This window comes from Streptomyces lincolnensis (genome assembly GCF_001685355.1).
In the GTDB taxonomy this organism is placed as follows: Bacteria; Actinomycetota; Actinomycetes; order Streptomycetales; family Streptomycetaceae; genus Streptomyces; species Streptomyces lincolnensis.
The window spans coordinates 4,830,820-4,851,613 of sequence record NZ_CP016438.1 but is presented as its reverse complement, the minus strand read 5'-3'; the positions used below and the strand labels follow the sequence as shown (position 1 = coordinate 4,851,613).

General features: G+C 69.4%; 17 protein-coding genes and 5 tRNA genes. 14 read left to right on the top strand and 8 right to left on the bottom strand.

Going from position 1 to position 20,794, the window contains the following annotated elements; genetic code table 11:
• Positions 1 to 317: 317 nt before the first annotated feature.
• The 6 genes from SLINC_RS21485 to SLINC_RS21460 form a co-directional block, all read right to left on the bottom strand.
• Positions 318 to 392: transfer RNA gene (locus tag SLINC_RS21485), tRNA-Asp, on the bottom strand.
• Between the two features lie 93 nt (positions 393 to 485).
• A complete protein-coding gene (hrpA, locus tag SLINC_RS21480) occupies positions 486 to 4,460 on the bottom strand; it encodes an ATP-dependent RNA helicase HrpA (RefSeq protein WP_067435549.1) in 3,975 nt (1,324 codons plus the stop codon).
• A gap of 127 nt (positions 4,461 to 4,587) precedes the next feature.
• A tRNA-Phe gene (locus tag SLINC_RS21475) sits at positions 4,588 to 4,661 on the bottom strand.
• Between the two features lie 24 nt (positions 4,662 to 4,685).
• A tRNA-Asp gene (locus tag SLINC_RS21470) sits at positions 4,686 to 4,760 on the bottom strand.
• A gap of 457 nt (positions 4,761 to 5,217) precedes the next feature.
• Positions 5,218 to 5,290 (bottom strand) — tRNA-Glu (locus SLINC_RS21465).
• A gap of 80 nt (positions 5,291 to 5,370) precedes the next feature.
• Positions 5,371 to 6,966, bottom strand: a complete 1,596-nt coding sequence (locus SLINC_RS21460) for a metallophosphoesterase family protein (protein WP_067435544.1) — start codon at positions 6,964 to 6,966, stop codon at positions 5,371 to 5,373.
• A gap of 85 nt (positions 6,967 to 7,051) precedes the next feature.
• On the opposite strand from SLINC_RS21460, the gene SLINC_RS21455 reads away from it, so the two are divergent.
• From SLINC_RS21455 to SLINC_RS21425, 7 genes are all read left to right on the top strand, one after another.
• Positions 7,052 to 7,402: a metallopeptidase family protein gene (locus tag SLINC_RS21455; RefSeq protein WP_067435541.1), complete on the top strand. Its 351-nt coding sequence runs from the start codon at positions 7,052 to 7,054 to the stop codon at positions 7,400 to 7,402.
• 147 nt (positions 7,403 to 7,549) lie between these two features.
• On the top strand, positions 7,550 to 8,074 hold the full coding sequence (locus SLINC_RS21450; RefSeq protein ID WP_067435538.1) for a hypothetical protein: 525 nt from the start codon (positions 7,550 to 7,552) through the stop codon (positions 8,072 to 8,074).
• A gap of 331 nt (positions 8,075 to 8,405) precedes the next feature.
• On the top strand, positions 8,406 to 10,529 hold the full coding sequence (locus tag SLINC_RS21445; protein WP_067435535.1) for a DEAD/DEAH box helicase: 2,124 nt from the start codon (positions 8,406 to 8,408) through the stop codon (positions 10,527 to 10,529).
• A 187-nt stretch (positions 10,530 to 10,716) separates the two neighbouring features.
• Positions 10,717 to 12,834: an FG-GAP repeat domain-containing protein gene (locus tag SLINC_RS21440; protein ID WP_067435533.1), complete on the top strand. Its 2,118-nt coding sequence runs from the start codon at positions 10,717 to 10,719 to the stop codon at positions 12,832 to 12,834.
• A 75-nt stretch (positions 12,835 to 12,909) separates the two neighbouring features.
• Positions 12,910 to 14,463 carry an amino acid permease gene (locus SLINC_RS21435; protein ID WP_067435530.1) on the top strand — a complete coding sequence of 518 codons (1,554 nt, stop codon included), beginning with the start codon at positions 12,910 to 12,912 and terminating at the stop codon, positions 14,461 to 14,463.
• 99 nt (positions 14,464 to 14,562) lie between these two features.
• Positions 14,563 to 14,635, top strand: a tRNA-Lys gene (locus SLINC_RS21430).
• Positions 14,636 to 14,806: 171 nt separating this feature from the next.
• A complete protein-coding gene (locus tag SLINC_RS21425) occupies positions 14,807 to 14,989 on the top strand; it encodes a hypothetical protein (protein ID WP_067435528.1) in 183 nt (60 codons plus the stop codon).
• A 37-nt stretch (positions 14,990 to 15,026) separates the two neighbouring features.
• On the opposite strand, the gene SLINC_RS21420 is transcribed toward SLINC_RS21425, so the two are convergent.
• Entirely contained in the window at positions 15,027 to 15,503 is a 477-nt protein-coding gene (locus SLINC_RS21420; protein WP_079164644.1) for an Asp23/Gls24 family envelope stress response protein, read from the bottom strand.
• Positions 15,504 to 15,721: 218 nt separating this feature from the next.
• Between SLINC_RS21420 and SLINC_RS21415 the strand changes: the two genes are divergently transcribed.
• The 5 genes from SLINC_RS21415 (at position 15,722) to SLINC_RS21400 (ending at position 18,911) form a co-directional block, all read left to right on the top strand.
• Positions 15,722 to 16,078 (top strand): PRC-barrel domain-containing protein, encoded by a 357-nt coding sequence (locus tag SLINC_RS21415; RefSeq protein ID WP_067435525.1) that lies wholly within the window; start codon positions 15,722 to 15,724, stop codon positions 16,076 to 16,078.
• A 46-nt stretch (positions 16,079 to 16,124) separates the two neighbouring features.
• The gene (locus SLINC_RS48530) at positions 16,125 to 16,295 is read left to right on the top strand and encodes a hypothetical protein (RefSeq protein ID WP_170068276.1); all 171 of its coding nucleotides are present in this window, start codon (positions 16,125 to 16,127) and stop codon (positions 16,293 to 16,295) included.
• Positions 16,296 to 16,556: 261 nt separating this feature from the next.
• Positions 16,557 to 16,760 (top strand): cold-shock protein, encoded by a 204-nt coding sequence (locus SLINC_RS21410; RefSeq protein ID WP_030817331.1) that lies wholly within the window; start codon positions 16,557 to 16,559, stop codon positions 16,758 to 16,760.
• Between the two features lie 267 nt (positions 16,761 to 17,027).
• Positions 17,028 to 18,503, top strand: a complete 1,476-nt coding sequence (locus SLINC_RS21405) for a DEAD/DEAH box helicase (RefSeq protein ID WP_067435522.1) — start codon at positions 17,028 to 17,030, stop codon at positions 18,501 to 18,503.
• A gap of 99 nt (positions 18,504 to 18,602) precedes the next feature.
• Complete coding sequence (locus SLINC_RS21400; RefSeq protein WP_067435519.1) at positions 18,603 to 18,911, top strand: SCO5918 family protein; 309 nt, start codon at positions 18,603 to 18,605, stop codon at positions 18,909 to 18,911.
• A 116-nt stretch (positions 18,912 to 19,027) separates the two neighbouring features.
• Here the strand turns inward: SLINC_RS21400 and SLINC_RS21395 are convergent, their stop codons facing one another.
• The gene (locus SLINC_RS21395; protein WP_067435516.1) at positions 19,028 to 19,387 is read right to left on the bottom strand and encodes a hypothetical protein; all 360 of its coding nucleotides are present in this window, start codon (positions 19,385 to 19,387) and stop codon (positions 19,028 to 19,030) included.
• 566 nt (positions 19,388 to 19,953) lie between these two features.
• On the opposite strand from SLINC_RS21395, the gene SLINC_RS21390 reads away from it, so the two are divergent.
• Positions 19,954 to 20,292, top strand: coding sequence for a MerR family transcriptional regulator (locus SLINC_RS21390; protein ID WP_067435513.1), 339 nt, complete (start codon positions 19,954 to 19,956; stop codon positions 20,290 to 20,292).
• A 244-nt stretch (positions 20,293 to 20,536) separates the two neighbouring features.
• Positions 20,537 to 20,740, top strand: a complete 204-nt coding sequence (locus SLINC_RS21385; RefSeq protein WP_067435510.1) for a cold-shock protein — start codon at positions 20,537 to 20,539, stop codon at positions 20,738 to 20,740.
• Positions 20,741 to 20,794: the final 54 nt, after the last annotated feature.

The following is a 20,794-nucleotide window of genomic DNA, read 5'->3' as shown; positions in this document are numbered from 1 at the left end:
CCCTGACGGGGGCGAGCCCTTGCTTTCACTGCGGTCCTGACGGGATTTGCTGCGTCTGATTGCGGCTGCGCCGCGGGCGCGGCCTCCGCCTTGGCAGGGTGGCGGGCGCGGGCGGCGGGGGCGCATGAAGAAGGGCCCGCGACCCCTGTCGGGGGCGAGCCCTTGCTTTCACTGCGGTCCTGACGAGATTTGCTGCGTCTGATTGCGGCTGCGCCGCGGGCGCGGCCTCCACCTTGGCAGGGTGGCGGGCGGCGGGGGTGGTGACACATGAAGAAGGGCCCGCATCCCCTGTCGGGGGCGAGCCCTTGCTTTCACTGCGGTCCTGACGGGATTTGAACCCGCGGCCTCCACCTTGACAGGGTGGCGAGCACTCCAAGCTGCTCCACAGGACCAGGTTTCGCGGCGCTATTCGTGCGTTGCGCTGCGAGAAGGACTGTACAGGAGCGGGCGCCCGCTGCGCGAACTCACCCAGGGTGCACGGGTGGTCACGGCGCGGCCGCGTCGATCGCCTTCACGATCCGCTTGTCGGAGACGGGGTACGCCGTGCCCAGGGCGTGGGCGAAGTAGCTGACGCGGAGTTCCTCGATCATCCAGCGGATGTCCAGGACGGTCGAGGGGACCGGCCGGCCCTGGGGCATCTGCTCCAGGAGCCAGGCGTACTCGTCCTGCATCTCGTGGACCTTCTCCATGCGCGTGGTGTCCCGCTGGACGCCCGTCGGCATCTGCTGGAGGCGCCGGTCCGCGGCCACCAGATAGCGCATCAGGTCCGGCAGGCGACGCAGCCCCGCCTCGGTGACGAACCCGGGCTTCACCAGCGCGTCCAGCTGCTTGCGGACGTCCTGGAGGTTCGGGAGGAGGGCGGGGCTCCGTGCGGCCTTCAGACGGCGCTCACAGGCCTGCCAGGCGGCCAGCACCTGCTGCACCTGGCCCACCGTACGGACCGTGGTGTCGACGATTTCCGCGCGCACCTTGTCGTACAGCTTCCGATACGACTCCTCGTCCCACGCCGGGCCGCCGAAGTCGCCGATCAGCCTGTCCGCCGCTGCCCTCGCGCAGTCGTCGAACAGCGCCTGGATCGAGCCGTGCGGGTTCGCCGAGAGCGCCAGCTTCTGCGGATTCGTCAGCTTCTCCGAGGCGAACTTCGCCGGGTTGACCGGGATGTTGCGCAGGATCAGCCGTCGGGTGCCCTTCCACATCGCCTCCGCCTGCTCCGCCTCCGTGTCGAAGAGGCGTACGGAGACGGTGTCGCCGTCGTCCACCAGTGCCGGGTAGGCCTTCACCGGCTGGCCGGCCCGGCGGGTCTCGAAGACCCGGGTGAGGGAGCCGATCGTCCAGTCGGTCAGTCCCGCGCGCTCCAGGGACTCCCCGCCCCGGCGTTCCGCGGTCGCCGCGGCCGCCTGGGACAGGGCCTGGCGTGCCTTCGGCTTCAACTGGAGCTTCAGCGCCTGGAGGTCCTTGTCCTCGGCCAGCTTGCGCCGCCGTTCGTCGACGATCCGGAAGGTGATCCGCAGATGCTCCGGGACCCTGGACCAGTCGAAGTCCTCGGCCTCGAAGGGCACTCCGACCATGCGCTTCAGCTCACGGGCCATCGTGACCGTCAGCGGCTCCTGCAACGGCACCGCCGTCTCCAGGAACCGTCTCGCGAAGTTCGGCGCCGGCACGTAGTTGCGGCGGATCGGCTTCGGGAGGGACCGGATCAGCTCGGTGACCAGCTCTTCCCTGAGGCCCGGGATCTGCCAGTCGAAGCCCTCGTCCGTGACCTGGTTGAGGACCTGGAGCGGGACGTGGACGGTCACACCGTCGGCGTCCGCGCCCGGCTCGAACTGGTAGGTGACCCGGAACTTGAGCGGGCCCTGCCGCCAGGAGTCCGGATAGTCGTCCTTGGTGACCGCCTCCGCCGACTCCCGGATGAGCATCTCCCGCTCGAAGTCGAGGAAGTCGGGCTGCTCGTGCCGCTTGTTCTTCCACCAGGAGTCGAAGTGGGCGCCGGAGACCACGTGGTCGGGCACCCGCTGCTCGTAGAAGTCGAAGAGCGTGTCGTCGTCGACCACGATGTCCCGGCGCCGGGCGCGGTGCTCCAACTCCTCGACCTCGCTGAGGAGTCTGCGGTTGTCGGCGAAGAACTTGTGGTGCGTGCGCCAGTCGCCCTCGACCAGGGCGTTGCGGATGAAGAGCTCGCGGGAGGTCTCCGGGTCGATCCGGCCGTAGTTCACCTTCCGCTGGGCGACGATCGGCACGCCGTACAGCGTGACCTTCTCGTACGCCATCACCGCGGCCTGGTCCTTCTCCCAGTGCGGCTCGCTGTAGGTGCGTTTGAGGAGGTGCTCCGCGAGGGGCTCCACCCACTCCGGCTCGATCTTGGCGTTGACGCGGGCCCAGAGGCGGGAGGTCTCCACGAGTTCCGCGGACATCACGAAGCGCGGCTGCTTCTTGAACAGCGCCGAGCCGGGGAAGATCGCGAACTTGGCGTTGCGGGCGCCCAGGTACTCGTTCTTGTTGCCGTCCTTCACGTCCTTCATGCCGACGTGCGAGAGCAGACCGGCGAGGAGGGAGACGTGGACGCTCTGGTCGGCCGCGTCGTCCTCGTTCGGATGGATGCCCATCTGCTTGGCGACCGTGCGCAGTTGGGAGTAGATGTCCTGCCATTCGCGGATGCGCAGGAAGTTCAGGTACTCCTGCTTGCACATCCGGCGGAAGGAACTCGACCCCCGCTCCTTCTGCTGCTCGCGGACGTACCGCCACAGGTTCAGATAGGCGAGGAAGTCGCTGGTCTCGTCCTTGAAGCGGGCATGCTGCTGGTCGGCCTGGGTCTGCTTCTCGGCGGGGCGCTCACGCGGGTCCTGGATGGACAGCGCCGCCGCTATGACCATGACCTCCCGGACACAGCCGTTCTTGTCGGCCTCCAGGACCATGCGCGCCAGCCGCGGGTCGACCGGCAGCTGCGCGAGCTTGCGGCCGGTCTGGGTGAGCCGCTTGCGTACGTCCTTCTGTGCCGGGTCCAACGCGCCCAGCTCCTGGAGGAGTTGGACGCCGTCACGGATGTTGCGGTGGTCCGGCGGGTCGATGAAGGGGAACTTCTCGATCTCGCCGAGGCCGGCCGCGGTCATCTGGAGGATGACGGAGGCGAGGTTCGTCCGGAGGATCTCCGCGTCGGTGAACTCCGGACGCGCCTCGAAGTCCTCCTCGCTGTACAGCCGGATGCAGATGCCGTCGCTGGTCCGGCCGCAGCGGCCCTTGCGCTGGTTGGCGCTGGCCTGCGAGACCGGCTCGATGGGCAGCCGCTGGACCTTGGTGCGGTGGCTGTAGCGGGAGATCCGGGCGAAGCCGGGGTCGATGACGTACTTGATGCCGGGGACGGTCAGCGAGGTCTCGGCGACGTTGGTCGCCAGAACGATCCTGCGGCCGGTGTGCTGCTGGAAGACACGGTGCTGCTCGGCGTGCGAGAGCCGGGCGTACAGGGGGAGGACCTCGGTGAACCGGTAGTTCTTCTTGTTGAGCGCGTCCGCGGTGTCCCGGATCTCTCGCTCACCCGAGAGGAAGACGAGGATGTCGCCCTTGCCCTCGCCCTGGAGCTCCTCCACGGCGTCGCAGATCGCGGTGATCTGGTCGCGGTCGGAGTCGTCGCCCCCGGAATCGGACACAGCCTCCTCCAGGAGCGGCCGGTACCGCACCTCCACGGGGTACGTCCGGCCGCTGACCTCGACGATCGGGGCGTCGCCGAAGTGCCGGGAGAAGCGCTCGGGATCGATGGTCGCGGAGGTGATGACGACCTTCAGGTCCGGCCGCTTCGGCAGCAGCTGGGCGAGATACCCGAGCAGGAAGTCGATGTTGAGGGACCGCTCGTGGGCCTCGTCGATGATGATCGTGTCGTAGGCGCGCAGTTCGCGGTCGGTCTGGATCTCGGCCAGCAGGATGCCGTCCGTCATCAGCTTGACGAAGGTGGCCTCCGGGTTCACCTGGTCGGTGAAGCGGACCTTCCAGCCGACGGCCTCGCCCAGCGGGGTGTCCAGCTCCTCCGCCACGCGTTCGGCGACCGTGCGGGCGGCGATACGGCGGGGCTGGGTGTGCCCGATCATGCCGCGGACGCCGCGTCCGAGCTCCAGGCAGATCTTCGGGATCTGTGTGGTCTTGCCGGAGCCGGTCTCACCGGCCACGATGACGACCTGGTGATCGCGGATGGCGGCCGCGATGTCGTCCTTCTTCTGGCTGACGGGCAGCTGCTCGGGATAGCTCACCGCGGGCACCCGCGTCCGCCGCGCGCCCATCCGCTCCTCGGCCTTCGCGACCTCCGCCTCGACCTCGGTGAGAACGGCGGCCAGGGCGTCCGGCTTGCGGATCCGGCGCGCGCCTTCGAGCCTGCGCCCGAGCCGGTGCGCGTCGCGCAGGGACAGCTCGGTCAGGCGGGCGGCGAGATCCCCGAGAGCCGGTTGACCGGGGGCGGGGGCAGGGTGCGTAGACATACGCGATCCAGGATCTCATCCTCGGGAAATTCCTGGCGAACGCTTTTGCCGCGGGTGCCTGTGGGAACGAACCCGTGGGCCCGTGGGAACGAAGAAGGCCCCGATCCGGAGATCGGGGCCTTGGCTGTGGCTGGGGCCGGGGTCGAACCGGCGACCTTCCGCTTTTCAGGCGGACGCTCGTACCAACTGAGCTACCCAGCCACGAGGCTTCCGGAGAAACCTCAGCGGTCCTGACGGGATTTGAACCCGCGGCCTCCACCTTGACAGGGTGGCGAGCACTCCAAACTGCTCCACAGGACCTTGCTGTTGTGCTGACCGGTGATCCCAGTGTCGCACATCGTTTCGCCTGTCCCCACCGAGTTTCCGCCGCTCTCACCGATGGGGGTGGAGGGCGTTGTCAGCTGGGGTGACGTCGCTGGAGCAGCGTATCAGAGGATGAGCGGTGCCCTGAAAACGAGCAGGATGTGGGGGCTGGGGGCGATGCCTGCGGCGCGCTGTGCGGCTCCGGTGGGGGTTCGCGTAGCGCCCACTGTCCGGGGGGGGGCCTCATGTCCGACGGCGGCTGCTGCTTTTCAGGGGCGCGGGGAACTGCGCGACCAGCCACGACGAACCCGCAGTCGCCATACGACAGGACGAGGCACCCCAGGCGGCGGAACACGGCCTGGAGTGCCTGTACGGGAGGTGTCCTCGCGGTTGGTATGGCGGTCGCGCTCAATACCCCGCGGCTGCGTCGACTGATCGACGCAGAGCGATGATGTGCCCCCAACGGGATTCGAACCCGTGCTACCGCCTTGAAAGGGCGGCGTCCTAGGCCGCTAGACGATGAGGGCTATCGGCCCGCCTGGGCGCCTTGCGGCGCGTCGGGGACTTGAGAAGCATATGGGATGCCGGGAGGGATCGCCAAAACGGTTTACGGGGAGCCGGTCGTGGGGCTGGGGGAGCCGGGTGACGGGGAGGTGGGCGAGGGAGACGGTGACGGGCTCGCGCCGGGCTGGTTCTCCTCGGCGAGGTGGCGGCTGACCTCGGCGGTCGTCAGGCCGAGGCCGCCCAGTTCGATGGCGTCCCAGGCCTGGAGGCGGCGGGAGTCGCGGTCGACGTAGAGGATCGAGGCCTCGATGGGGTCGGGGTACTTGCCCTCGATGGCGCGCAGGCCGCTGCCGCCGGTGGAGCCCTCGACGCGCAGCCGGGTGCCGTTCTTCATGATCTCCATCTCCTCGTGGTGGAGGTGGCCGGACAGGACCAGCGGCACCGTGCCGTCGACCATGCGGGCCGCCGCGGGCTCGTGGGCGACGGCGATGTCGACCGGGGTGCCGGCGGTGCTCTGGTCGCGCAGGGCGGCGGCGAGGCGGGCGCCGGCCAGTTCCTGGGACTGCGAGGTGTCGGGCCGGCTGGAGCGGTCGGGGGTGAACTGGGGGTCGCCGATGCCGGCGAAGCGCAGGCCGGCGATCGTCCGGGCCCTGCCGTCGTCCAGGACGTGGACGTTCTTCAGGCCCTCCAGATAGCGCTGGGTCACCTGGGAGTCGTGGTTGCCGCGCACCCAGACGTAGGGCGCGCCGAGGTCCTCGATCGGGTCGAGGAAGCCGTTCTCGGCCGCCGTGCCGTGGTCCATCGTGTCGCCGGAGTCGACGATGACGTCGACCTTGTACTGCTCCACCAGCGAGGCGATGATCTTCCAGCTCGCCGGGTTCAGATGGATGTCGGAGACGTGCAGGACGCGGATGGTGGTCGGGTCGGGCGCGTAGGCGGGGAGCGTGGAGGTGGCGTCGTAGAGCTTGGTCACGTTGGTGACCAGGCGGGCCAACTCCTTCTGGTAGACGTCGAATTCGGTGACGATGCTGCGGGCGTTGCCGACCAGGGACGGGGCGGAGGAGAGCAGGCCGGAGAACCGCGGTTCGAGGACGGAGCCGGGGTTCCAGGTGGCGTAGGCGGTGCCGCCCGAGGCGGCCAGCAGGGTCAGGGCGAGGCCGCCGCAGGCCAGGGCGCGGCGGGGGCGGCGGTAGACGGCGAGGCCGAGGACGGTGGCGCCGGAGACGACGGCGACGCAGGAGCGCACGGCGAGGTCGAGGGTGCCGTGTCCGACGTCCCGGGTGACCTCGTCCTGGAGCCCGGAGAGCCGCTCGGGGTGGTCGACCAGGGCCTGGGAGCGGACCGGGTCGAGCTGGTCGACGTTGACGTCCAGGCGGACGGGGGCGTGGTGGCTGTCCAGCTGGAGCGCGCCGAGCGGCGAGACGTTGATCTTCGTGCCGCCGGTGAGGGACGGGCGCAGCGTCATCGTCGTGTTCATGGGGCCGACGGGCACCCGGACGTTGCCCACGATCAGCAGGCCCAGCCAGGCGCCGAGGACGACGACCGTGACGAGGCCGAGGGCGCGGGACCAGGGGTGCGGATGGTGGACGAGTTCGACGGTCGGGTGGGGACGGCGGGTGCGGTAGTGGCGGACCAGGGCACGCGGGGTCTTGCGCAGTTGGTTCACGGTGTTCCGGGCGGCGAGGGGGACGCGGACCATTGGTCCCGTATGCCCAAGTCCGGGTACGGATATGCGGGCGTGCTCATGACTCTCGTACGTCCGTCCCGTACCGGACAATGGGCTTGTGCTGGAGATGACGCGCGAGGAGTTCGAGGAACTGGTCGCCGAGGCCCTGGACCGGATTCCGCCGGAGTTGACGCGGCTGATGGACAACGTCGCGGTGTTCGTCGAGGACGAGCCGCCCGCGGACGATCCCGAGCTGCTCGGGCTCTACGAGGGGACTCCGCTGACCGACCGGGGGGAGTGGTACGCCGGTGTGCTGCCGGACCGGATCACGATCTACCGGGGGCCGACGCTGAGGATGTGCGGATCGCGGGAGGAGGTCGTCGCGGAGACGGAGGTGACGGTGGTGCACGAGATCGCCCATCACTTCGGGATCGACGACGCGCGGCTGCACGCGCTCGGGTACGGGTGACGGGTACGGCTATCGGAGGCGGCTGACGGATACGGGTGAGCCGGTGGCGCCGTCGGCGTGCGCCGTCGGATACCGGTCGCGTGTCCTCTTGTGGGCGGCGGGAGTTGAACGGGTTGACTCCTTCACCCCACCCTCGGAGGTGGCCTCGTGCGCCCCTTGTACGTACCCGTTCGTCTCGCCGCCACGGTCATGGCCGTCGCCGCTGCCGCCGGCTGCATGAGCGTGGGTGACGGCGACGGCGGCAAGCGCGCCGAGCCCTCGCACTCGGCCGGGCAGCGGGGAGGTGCCGAGCCGGACGGCGGGACGGCGGTGTCGGGCGGCGGCTCGGGCCTCGGCGCGGCGGCCGGTGACGGAAAACACGGTCAGGGCCGGCACAAGAAGGGCAAGGGGGAGTCGGCGGCCCCCTCGGGTTCCCCGTCGGCCGAGGTCAGCGCCTCCGCCTCGGCGGGGACCAAGCCGGACAAGCCCCCGAAGCCGGGAGCGCCGACGCCCACCAGGGCCGAGCCGACGCCCACGCGGACGGTGGAGCCGCAGCCGACGCCCACGCAGGAGCCGCCCGTGTCGCCGACGCCCACCCCGACGGTCGCCGAGCCGTCGTCCTCGGCGCACCCGGAGACCCAGCCGCAGCTCACCCAGCGGGAGCCGGCGCCGGAGGCGGGTTCACCGGTGTAGGACCCGTGTCACCGGGCGTGGTTCCGCGGGAACAAAGGGGCGGTTGCGGCTTGTTGGTTCGAGTGCGTCCTGACAACTGTGTGTGTCGGTGCGGTGGGAAACGCGATGTGAACCATGTGTGATCCACGACTCCCGGGCTCGGTTTGCCTTCGGGGGTGGGGGGTGCGTATGGTGGTAGATCGTTTGATCCCATTGCCCGGCGCCATTGCAGAGAGCGCCGCGTGGCGCGTTCTCTCCCTTGCCGTGGCTGACCGCATAGAGGCGGTCGTATTGCGAAATCACGGAGTTGACGGGCGCGTGCCGACGAGACTCCGGAAGGTTTCGCTTACGCATGTCCATTTCCAGTACTGATCACGTCGTCGTGCCCGAGAACGAGGGCACCGAGGACACTCCCGAGGTCACGTTCGAGAGTCTCGGCCTCCCCGAGGGTGTCGTGCGCAAGCTCGCGCAGAACGGCGTGACCTCCCCCTTCCCGATCCAGGCCGCGACCATCCCGGACGCCCTGGCCGGCAAGGACATCCTCGGCCGTGGCCGCACCGGCTCCGGCAAGACCCTCTCCTTCGGTCTGCCGCTGCTGACGAAGCTGTCCGGCGGCCACACCGAGAAGAAGAAGCCCCGCGGCATCATCCTCACGCCGACGCGTGAGCTCGCGATGCAGGTCGCGGACGCCCTCCAGCCGTACGGCGACGTGCTCGGCCTGAAGATGAAGGTCGTCTGCGGCGGTACGTCGATGAGCAACCAGATGTACGCCCTGGAGCGCGGCGTCGACGTCCTCGTCGCCACCCCGGGCCGTCTGCGCGACATCATCAGCCGCGGCGCCTGCTCCCTGGAGAACGTCGAGGTCGCCGTCCTCGACGAGGCCGACCAGATGTCCGACCTGGGCTTCCTGCCCGAGGTCACCGAGCTGCTCGACCAGATCCCGGGCGGCGGCCAGCGGATGCTGTTCTCGGCCACGATGGAGAACGAGATCTCCACGCTGGTCAAGCGCTACCTGACCAACCCGGTCACGCACGAGGTCGACAGCGCCCAGGGCAACGTCACGACCATGTCGCACCACATCCTGATCGTGAAGCCCAAGGACAAGGCGCCGGTCACCGCCGCGATCGCCTCCCGCAAGGGCCGCACCATCATCTTCGTCCGCACCCAGCTGGGCGCCGACCGCATCGCCGAGCAGCTGTGCGACGCCGGTGTGAAGGCCGACGCGCTGCACGGCGGTATGACGCAGGGCGCGCGTACCCGCGTTCTTGAGGACTTCAAGAAGGGCTACGTCAACGCGCTCGTCGCCACCGACGTCGCCGCCCGCGGCATCCACGTCGACGGCATCGACCTGGTCCTGAACGTGGACCCGGCCGGCGACCACAAGGACTACCTGCACCGCGCCGGCCGTACCGCCCGTGCGGGCCGTACCGGCACGGTCGTGTCGCTGTCCCTGCCGCACCAGCGCCGCCAGATCTTCCGGCTGATGGAGGACGCGGGCGTCGACGCCGGGCGTCACATCATCAACTCCGGTACGGCCTTCGAGCCCGAGGTCGCCGAGATCACCGGCGCCCGTTCGATGACCGAGGTCCAGTCGGAGTCCGCGGCCAACGCCGCCCAGCAGGCCGAGCGCGAGGTCTCCCACCTCACCAAGCAGCTGGAGCGGGCGCAGCGGCGCGCGACCGAGCTGCGCGAGGAGGCCGACCGTCTGGTCGCCAGGGCCGCCCGCGAGCGGGGCGAGGACCCGGAGACGGCGGTCGCCGAGGCGCAGGCCGTGGTGGCCGAGGCCGTGGCGTCGGCGGCGGCGGCCGAGGCCGTGGTCGCCGAGCAGCCCGCCGAGCGTCCCGCGTACGAGCAGCCGCGTCAGCGCCGTGACGAGCGGGGCAACTACGAGCGTCGTGACGACCGCCGTGACGACCGTCGGGACGACCGCGGTGGCCGTTCCTTCGAGCGTCGTGACGACCGTGGCGGCTTCAACCGCGACCGCCGGGACGGCGAGCGGGGCGGGTTCCGCCGTGACGACCGTCGTGACGACCGTGGTGGCCGTTCCTTCGAGCGTCGTGACGACCGCCCCTCGGGTGGCGGTTTCAACCGTGACCGTCGTGACGAGCGTCCCTCGGGTGGCTTCAACCGTGACCGTCGTGACGAGCGTCCCTCGGGTGGCTTCCGTCGTGACGACCGTCCCTCGGGTGGCTTCAACCGTGACCGTCGTGACGAGCGTCCCTCGGGCGGCTTCCGTCGTGACGACCGCCCCTCGGGTGGCTTCAGCCGCGACCGCCGTGACGAGCGTCCGTCCACCCACCGGGGCAGCGACCGTCCCTTCAACCGTGACCGTCAGGGCGACCGCCCCACCGGCGGCTTCCGCTCCGGCGGCCACGACCGCCCCTCCGGCCGTCGTGACGACCACCGCGGCACCGGCACCGGCACCGGTTCCTTCGGCCGCCGCGACGACAAGCCGCGCTGGAAGCGCAACGGCTGACACAGCGTGAGCTGAGAAGGGCCCGTACGACTTCGGTCGTGCGGGCCCTTTTCGCACGTTTTATCGACTACCGCAACCTGTGTGACCGTTGTTAACATCCGGTGCATCGCGTGGTGGAACGTGGCCGAGGGGGAAAGACGACGAGGCCTGCCGCCGCGCCTTTTCTGACTTCCCTGGGGAGGGACCCTTGACCCGGCGTGCCCGGATCGCACTCACTCTTGTCTCGCTGGCCGCTCTGGGCGCCGGCACCCTGACGACCGCGGGCCAGGCGGCCGCGGACACCACCCCGACGCCGATCACGACGGACGGCGTCTGGGGCCTCGACTACGCGGCCGGATATCTCACCACCGTCGAGTACCGGCCGAACGGTGAGCAGTACGTGGTCGGCAGGCAGCTCTCGCCCGACGGCTCCACGGTTCTCCAGCAGGACACCCGCGGATACGCCGGCAGCTTCGCCGACGGCACCCACCTGAAGCGGGTGCCGTGCGACGCGGGCGACTGCGTGCTACTGCGGGCCACCGGTACGCAGAGCGTCGGCTACTTCCGCGTCGACGAGTACGGCAAGGAGCGCGCCCAGATCTGGCTGGAGCCGAACAGCTACCACTCGGCGTCCGAACCGGACGTCACCGGCGGCCGTTTCGTCGACGCCACCGGCCGCTACTTCGTCTACACCGCTGCCTCCACCGGCAAGCAGTACGTCGACGCCGTGAACCGGTACCGCGCCGAGGACGTCCGCCTGACCCGCCCGATCACCGCCGCCTCCGTGTGGGGTTCGGCGCTGTGGACGCCGGGCTCCGGCAACGGTGTCGTCACCCAGTACGACCTGGAGGGGAAGAAGACGGTCGCGACCGTCTCCACCGGCGCCCCCTGCACGGTCAAGGAGCTTCAGGTCATCGGCCGTTGGCTCTACTGGAACTGCGGTCCGACCGGCGCCGCGGGCGTGTACGACCGTACGGCCCGCAAGAACATCAAGGTGCCGTCCGGGCCCGCCCTCGTCGGTGACGGCTACCTCGTCCGGCACGACCGGGCGGCCGGCAAACTGATGCTGACGGACTACCACTCCGGTACGGCCGCCGCCGCCCGCGAGATCGCCGACCTGCCGGCCGGGAACACCGCCGACCAGCGGCGGCTGACCTGGGCGGTGGACAAGTTCGGCGGCGGCATCGCCTACGTCGGCACGGACAACGCGATCCGGACCGTGCCGAGCGGGGTGCCCGCCCAGTCGCTCGGGAAGATCGAGTCGGACCTGGACGACAGCGACTTCGACGCCGCCGGCCGCTACAGCGGCAACATGACCTGGAACAGCACCTGGCAGCTGAACAAGCCCGCCGACTGGACCTTCACGGTCAAGAACGTCCAGGGCCGCACCGACCGCACCCTCAAGGGCAGCGGTACGCAGATCGACCTGGCCTGGGACGGGAAGACGGAGTCGGGCGCGTACGCGTACAACGGCCCCAAGACCTGGACCCTGACCGCCACCGCGGCGGACGGCGGGGGCACGTACACCACGAGCGGCAGGTTCGGGCTCACCGGCGGCCGCCAGGGCCACCACGACCAGGGCGGGTACGCCTACGGCGAGCTGGTCACCCTCAACTCCTCGGGCACGCTGAGCCTCCAGTACACCCACGGCAAGGGCACCTTCGACTTCAAGCAGAGCGGGTCCGGGTGGCCCGCCGGGACCGTCGCCGTTCCCTTCGGCGACATGGGCAAGGACCGCTGCGCCGAGATGCTGGTCCGCATGCCGAACGGCGAACTGCGCCGCTACGCCGGCAAGTGCGGGGCGTCGTACGGCCCGTCGAGCAGCCACACCTCCCTCGGCACCGGCTGGAACGCCTACAACGTCCTGACCGCCCCCGGCGACCTGACCGGCGACGGCCGTACCGATCTGCTGGCCCGCAAGGCCTCGACGGGGGATGTCTATCTGTTCGCCAACGACGGGGCGAGCAAGCTCAAGCCGGGCGTGAAGATCCGCAGCTGGGCGACGTACAAGAAGATCGTCGGCGCCGGTGACCTGACCGGCGACGGCTTCGGGGACGTGCTGGTGCAGGACCGGGCCGGGACGCTGTGGCGCTACGACGGCACCGGGGCCGGCCAGGTGAAGGAGCGGGTGAAGGTCTTCTCCGACTGGGGGACCTCGTACAACGTGATCGTCGGCGTCGGCGACCTCACCGGTGACGGCAGGAACGACCTGGTCGCCCGGGACACCGCGGGCAACCTGTTCCGCAACAACGGCGACGGCAAGGGGTCGTTCGGGGCGCGGACGAGGATCGCCACCGGCTGGGGCGGCTACAAGGGCCTCTTCTAGAGGGTTTTCCGGAGGGTTCCTTTCTCGCCAAGTTGTGACGTGTGTCACGCCCCCGGTGTGGGAATCGCTGGGGGCATGACAGATGACGCCATAGAGAGCGGGCAGTCCGGGCCTTCGGGTCTTTCGGACGAGGAACGGCTTGCCCAGCTCGGCTACACGCAGGTCCTGGCCCGCCGCATGTCGGCGTTCTCCAACTACGCGGTCTCCTTCACGATCATCTCGGTCCTGTCGGGCTGCCTGACGCTGTATCTGTTCGGCATGAACACCGGCGGCCCGGCCGTGATCACCTGGGGCTGGGTGGCCGTCGGCCTGATGACGCTGTTCGTCGGGCTGGCGATGGCCGAGATCTGTTCGGCCTATCCGACCTCGGCGGGCCTGTACTTCTGGGCGCACCGTCTGGCCCCGCCGCGGACCGCGGCCGCCTGGGCCTGGTTCACCGGCTGGTTCAACGTGCTGGGCCAGGTCGCGGTGACCGCGGGCATCGACTTCGGGGCGGCGTCCTTCCTGGGCGCCTACCTGAACCTCCAGTTCGACTTCGAGGTCACCCCGGGCCGCACGATCCTGCTCTTCGCCGGGATCCTGGTCCTGCACGGCCTGCTGAACACCTTCGGCGTGCGGATCGTCGCCCTGCTCAACAGCGTCAGCGTGTGGTGGCACGTGGTCGGCGTGGCGGTGATCGTGGGCGCGCTGACGTTCGCCCCCGACCAGCACCAGTCCGCGTCCTTCGTGTTCGGCGAGTTCGTGAACAACACGGGCTGGGGCAGCGGGGTCTACGTCGTCCTGATCGGCCTGCTGATGGCCCAGTACACCTTCACCGGCTACGACGCCTCCGCCCACATGACGGAGGAGACGCACGACGCGTCCACGGCCGGCCCGAAGGGCATCGTGCAGTCCATCTGGACGTCGTGGATCGCGGGATTCGTCCTGCTGCTGGGCTTCACCTTCGCCATCCAGTCCTACGACGGGGCGCTCTCCTCGCCCACGGGGGCACCGCCGGCCCAGATCCTCCTGGACGCCCTCGGCGCGACCGCCGGCAAGCTGCTCCTGCTCGTCGTGATCGGGGCCCAGCTGTTCTGCGGCATGGCCTCCGTGACGGCCAACAGCCGCATGATCTACGCCTTCTCGCGCGACGGCGCGCTGCCGTTCTCGCACGTCTGGCACACGGTCAGCCCGCGCACCCGCACCCCCGTCGCGGCGGTGTGGCTGGCGGCGGGCGGCGCCCTGGTCCTCGGCCTGCCCTACCTCATCAACGTGACCGCCTACGCGGCGGTGACGTCCATCGCCGTCATCGGCCTCTACATCGCCTACGTCATCCCCACGCTGCTGCGGCTGCGCAAGGGGGAGGAGTTCGAGCGGGGGCCGTGGCATCTGGGCCGCTGGTCGCGGGCGATCGGGCTGGTCGCGGTGGCGTGGGTCGGCGTCATCACGGTCCTGTTCATGCTGCCGCAGGTCTCCCCGGTCACCTGGGAGACCTTCAACTACGCCCCGGTGGCGGTCCTCGTCGTCCTCGGCTCCGCCGCCACCTGGTGGTTCGCCTCCGCCCGCCACTGGTTCCTCAACCCCGACCACGAACGCACCCTGGCCCGCGAGGCCGCCCGCGCGAATGCCCCCGAACCGGTGGATCCGTAACACTCCCCTCACGATCCAACCGCCGACAGGCCCGTGTCACCGATACCCGATCGGCGACACGGCCTGCGGCGGCTATGCTCGGGGAGGCAACATCGCCGAGGGCCCTTAGCTCAATTGGCAGAGCAGTGGACTTTTAATCCATTGGTTGTGGGTTCGAGTCCCACAGGGCCTACCGGAAGCCCCGGTCCAGAGTGCGTCTGGACCGGGGCTCGCTGCTTTTGCGGGGCCTTGGAGATCGTCGAGCCCGGGCAGGATTCGTGTGACGGGTCCGGGGAAACCGGTTGACAGCGGTGCGGTCGCCGGGGTCGCCGGTGGTTCGCCGTCCATCGGCAGGAGAAGAAAGATGCTGGCATTCGTGGCGGGCGCGTTCTTCGTCATCGCTTTCATCATCCGTGTCACCGAGACGTCCACGGAGACGGTCTTCAGTCCGACGAGCCTCATGTTCGTCGGGCTCGCTTTCCTCGCGGTGCACATGGCCGGCGTAGGAGCCGGCTGGTCCCCTCGGCGAAGCGGGCGTCGCCGGTGAGGGACCGGTGAGGGGCCTTCACCAGCGGCACATCGCCCTACTGCACGCGCCCCTCGCCGGTCTCCGGTGTGTCGTCCTCGTCCGGCAGGTGGACGTCGTTGACCGCGATGTTCACCTCGACGACTTCCAGGCCCGTCATCCGCTCCACCGCCGCGATCACGTTCTCCCGGACGTCCGCGGCGACGTCGCTGATGCTCGTCCCGTACTCCACGACGAGCTGGAGGTCGATGGCGGTCTGCTTCTCACCGACCTCGACCTTGACGCCGCGCCCGGCGCTCGCGTGCCCACCTGGCACCCGGTCGCGCATGGCTCCCATGGTGCGGGTGAAGCCACCGCCCAGCGCGTGGATGCCGGGGACGTCCCGTGCGGCGATCCCGGCTATCTTCTCCACCACGCCGTCCGCGATGGTCGTTTTGCCACGAGGCTCCGACGCGTCCGGCAGCTCCGTGCCCAGGCGAGCGCGGGGTTCATCCGGACCGGGCTTCCGCAGAGTTGAACCGTTCGGCTCCGTCATGTGAGCCACCTCCTCGGGTGGTGCGCGGAGTGCCGGGCTCCGGCGGCCGACGGCCGCCGTGCTTCACGTCCGTGAGTACCGCGCGGTGCCTCGGTCATGCGTGCGCACCGTGTCCTGAGTGCTTCCGCACCGGTACACCCCGGTGACTCCCGGATTAACCTGGAAGAACGGGGTACCGGGCTCGTACCGGTCCTGATCGACGGCTCAGGAGGCAGGGCATGATCCACGCAGCCGATATCCGAGAGTGGCGCAACTGCGACGTCGTCGACCCGAAGGGCCACAAGATCGGCGTACTCGAGGCGGTCTACGTCGACACCGCCACCGACGAACCGGCCATGGCCACGGTCCGCGTCGGACTTCCCACCCGGCACCACCTGACCTTCGTGCCCCTGGACGAGGCGACTCTCGGGCCCGGCTACGTCAAGGTCACCTACGCCAAGGCCGTGGTGAAGAAGGCACCCTCGCTCGGGGTGGACGACGTTCTGCCCGCCGAGCAGGAGGAAGCGATCTTCCAGCACTACGACATGCCCTACCGGACGGGCGCAGGCGGCGAGCGGCAGCTCGCGCGCCGCTGACCGTCCGTCACTCCGTCACGCACGGCCCGAGGGAGGCGTTCGCGTCATGGCTCTCCTGCTGTTTCTCGTTCTGGTCGCTGTCGTACTGGGAATCATCGGAGTCGCGGCGGACGGGCTGGGCTACCTGCTGATCATCGGCATCGTGGTCCTGGTGGCCGCCCTGGCCCTCACCGCCGCGCGCTGGTCCCAGCGCTCCCGTCGTCGCCCCATCCGATAACACCGGCGGCATCGCGGGTGGGGAATCAATATCTGTACCCGTGAGGTGAGGTTTTGACGGAATGCGCGGACAGATTCTTTGTCGCGATAAATAGAACGGGACTCTCCACCGCACACGGGCCGTTGCGGTGTGCTACTGTCGATCTCAGTTGCAGTTGTGGTTCCCGAAGTATTTCCGGTTTTTCTCGGGCGGGGTGATCATCGCGGCGACGCGGAATTCGCGCACTGTGGATCCCGAACACTGCCCCCAAGGAGATATGACATGGCTGCTGGTACCGTGAAGTGGTTCAACGCGGAAAAGGGCTTCGGCTTCATCGAGCAGGACGGTGGCGGCGCCGACGTGTTCGCCCACTACTCGAACATCGCCGCCCAGGGCTTCCGCGAGCTGCTTGAGGGCCAGAAGGTGAACTTCGACATCGCGCAGGGCCAGAAGGGCCCGACGGCCGAGAACATCGTTCTCGCCTGACGCTGACGCGTACTTCGCAGCTGGGGCCCGCATCCTTCGGGGTGCGGGCCCCAGCTGCTCGCATTTCCCGCGGTGGTTTCACCACCGCGGCAGACGCCCCGGATATTCATCCCCATCGCGTCACTCATTTCAGAGCCTGCGCCCGTACGGGTTTCCCGTCGGCCAGATTCGATTTCTGCGTCCCACCGGCCCATTCTTGCAATTCTCCGTGCCGCTCATCGCTGCGAGGATTCCTTGATATGTGCGCCGCATCGAGGAAGATCCCACATGAACCGCACACGCACGAACGACCGCTTCTCCCGCACCCGTAACGGCAATGCCGTTTCCGGAAGGGGCGGCAGCCGGTTCGGCTCGTCGGCCCCGAACCGTTCCGGTGGTCACAGCCGTCGCCCCGCCGCGATCCAGGGGGAGTTCGCCCTCCCCAGGACGATCACCCCCGCGCTGCCCGCCGTGGAGGGCTTCGCCGATCTCGACATGCCCGGGCAGCTGCTGACCGCGCTCGGCTCGGCCGGCGTGACCGTACCGTTCCCGATCCAGGCGGCGACCCTGCCGAACTCCCTGGCCGGCCGTGACGTCCTGGGCCGTGGCCGCACCGGCTCCGGCAAGACCCTCGCCTTCGGGCTGGCGCTGCTGGCCCGTACGGCCGGACAGCGGGCCGAGGCCAGGCAGCCCCTGGGACTGATCCTCGTACCGACGCGTGAGCTGGCGCAGCAGGTCACCGACGCGCTCGCCCCGTACGCCCGCGCCGTGAAGCTGCGGCTGGCCACCGTGGTGGGCGGGATGTCGATCGGCCGGCAGGTCAGCGTGCTGCGCGGTGGTGCCGAGATCGTCGTCGCCACCCCGGGACGCCTCAAGGACCTCATCGACCGCGGCGACTGCCGGCTGGACCAGGTCGCCATCACCGTCCTCGACGAGGCCGACCAGATGGCCGACATGGGCTTCATGCCCCAGGTCACCGCCCTGCTCGACCAGGTCCGCCCCGGCGGCCAGCGCATGCTGTTCTCCGCCACCCTGGACCGCAACGTCGACCTGCTGGTGCGCCGCTACCTCAGCGACCCCGTCGTGCACTCCGTGGACCCCTCGGCCGGAGCCGTCACGACGATGGAGCACCACGTGCTGCACGTCCACGGCGCCGACAAGCACACGGCCACCACCGAGATCGCCGCCCGCGACGGCCGCGTGATCATGTTCCTCGACACCAAGCACGCCGTCGACCGCCTCACCGAGCACCTCCTGAACAGCGGGGTACGGGCCGCCGCGCTGCACGGCGGGAAGTCGCAGCCGCAGCGCACCCGCACCCTCGCCCAGTTCAAGACCGGGCACGTCAACGTGCTGGTGGCGACCAATGTCGCGGCGCGCGGCATCCACGTCGACAACCTCGACCTCGTCGTGAACGTCGATCCGCCGACCGACCACAAGGACTACCTGCACCGCGGCGGCCGTACCGCCCGGGCCGGCGAGTCCGGCAGTGTCGTCACCCTGGTCACCCCGAACCAGCGCCGTGACATGACCCGGCTCATGGCGGCGGCGGGCATCGTCCCGTGCATCACCCAGGTCCGCTCCGGCGAAGAGGCCCTGCACCGCATCACCGGCGCCCAGGCGCCGACCGGTGTCCCGGTCGTCATCACCGCACCGGTGGTCGAACGCCCCAAGAAGCGCCCCACCTCACGCGGCCGGCGCCGCCCCGCTTCGACGGCCCGGCGCACATCCGTACGGCAGTCCACGGTCGCTGCCGCCGCGTAGAACCCTTGTGATCAGGAAGGCGACCGGCCGACGGCATCGGGCCGGCTGAACGCCTTCACCACGGTTCGGCCCCGTCTCTCCTTCTCCCTGTGAGGCAACATGCGCTGTGTCATCGCCCGTTTCCCGTTCGACCTGACCAAGAGCGGCGTGCTGGAATCCATGAAGGGCGTCAAGCCGGAACCGGTCACCGGCGAGTCCGTGATCATCGGGCGACGCCACTACCCGGTCAAGCAGGTCGGCCAGGTCATCACCCGTCAGGACCGCCGTGATTTCAGCGCCGGTGAAGTCCTGCGGGCCATGTCCCGGCTCGGCTTCACCTGCCGCACTCTCCCCGAGGCCGCCCCCGAGCCCGTCGACAGTCCGTACCTGCGGGCCTCCGCGCTGCTCGGCGCCCCGGCGTCCGTCTGACCGAGGGGTCCGGCGCGAGCCGGACAGCAGTGAGGGCCCGACCGGCGTGCGCCGGTCGGGCCCTCACTGCGTGCCGTGCCTTTCCCGGCACGGCGACGGTTCAGATTTCTGGTGGGTCAGTGGTCCGAGTAGCTGAAGTCACCCACGGTCCAGGCGCTGACGTCCTCGATCGCGATGCGGTACATCCCGCCCGTCTCCGGGATCCCCACCGTGCCCTGGAGAATCCGGGCGACATGGAAATGCAGATGCGTGGGCGGCCCCTCCTTCTTCGCGGTGGTGTTGAACACGGCGGAGAACGCGCCCAGTTGGGCGGAATCCGTCAGGACCTCCGACACCCTCTGCCGCCACACGGCTTCGGGAGCCAGTCGACCGGTGATGACAGCACCACCGGTGACCACGGTCAGGGACATCTGGTTGCTCTGCCCCGACTCCACAAGGGCGGCGATGTCAACGATCAGCTCGTCAGGCTTCGGCATGAGAGCGGATTCTATGCTCCGGCCCGCCCGGGCGACCCGGGCGGTGGGGCCACGGAGGCAGGGCGGGCGTGTACTCGTCGGCCCGCCCGCCGGATCCGTAGACCGGCCGATCGGGATACCTCATCGCCGAGCCCGCCAAAATCTATGCTCGCTGGAGTAGACATTGGGCTCTCGGATCATTACGGTTTCTCTTGTAGCCGAGATCGAGCGAGGCCCGGCAGACACGAACTGCCGGGCATGCAGTACCCACACGACGGCCAGGGGCCGCCGTGAGCAGGACCCGAAGTTGTTCGGCAAGCAAGTGCTCAAGAGGGAAGAACGGAGGATCCGAGCGCCATCAGGATCGCCCGGGAGGAAGACCCGTCCCGGGTACCGCAGGACATCGATAGGCAGGTGGTCTCCGGTCACGCATCCGCGATCCCCGCACCCCCGTCGAGGTATCGGACGGCCGTGCGGAAACAGAAGGCCGGTGCAGCACTAGGGCCGGCAGATGGTGTTGTATTTCCTTCGGGGCCCTGGTGCCGCACGGCATCAGGGCCCCTCCACGCGTTCCACTGAGAGGTGAGATGACAGCAGACCAGTCGCTGGGCCGTCTCGACGACGACGACTACCCCGCCTACACGATGGGCCGGGCCGCCGAACTGCTCGGTACCACTCCCGGCTTCCTCCGTGCCATCGGCGAAGCACGGCTGATCACACCCCTGCGCTCCGAGGGCGGACACCGCCGCTACTCCCGCTACCAGCTGCGTATCGCGGCCCGTGCGCGTGAGCTCGTCGACCAGGGCACCCCGATCGAGGCCGCATGCCGGATCATCATTCTTGAGGACCAGCTCGAAGAGGCGCAGCGCATCAACGCCGAGTACCGCCGAGCCGAGGGATCGGCCAAGCCGTCGTCCGCGGCCTGAGGTGAGCGGGCCCGCCGGCACCGGCGGGCCCTCACCCACGTACGTGGCCGAAATACGACGTGGGAGTTTCCTGTGGTGACGGCGTGTGCGGACGGGTAGCGTCTGTGGCAGCTGTCGTGGTTCGGAGTTCCCTCAAGCCCACGCCTCAGGTGTGGGCGTTTTGCTGTGCTGTGCCGCAGGGACCAGGGCGATCACCTCCGTCTTCCCATCCCGGGGAGGCGTTCATCGACTGGAAGGCATGACTATGGCTACGGGAACTGTGAAGTGGTTCAACGCGGAGAAGGGCTTCGGCTTCATCGCCCAGGACGGCGGCGGTCCGGACGTCTTCGCGCACTACTCCGCGATCAACTCCTCGGGCTTCCGTGAGCTCCAGGAGGGCCAGGCCGTGACGTTCGACATCGTCCAGGGCCAGAAGGGCCCTCAGGCGGAGAACATCACCACCGCCTGACCCCTCACGGGGTGCACGTCCGGGCCGCGCAGCACATGCTGCGCGGCCCTCACC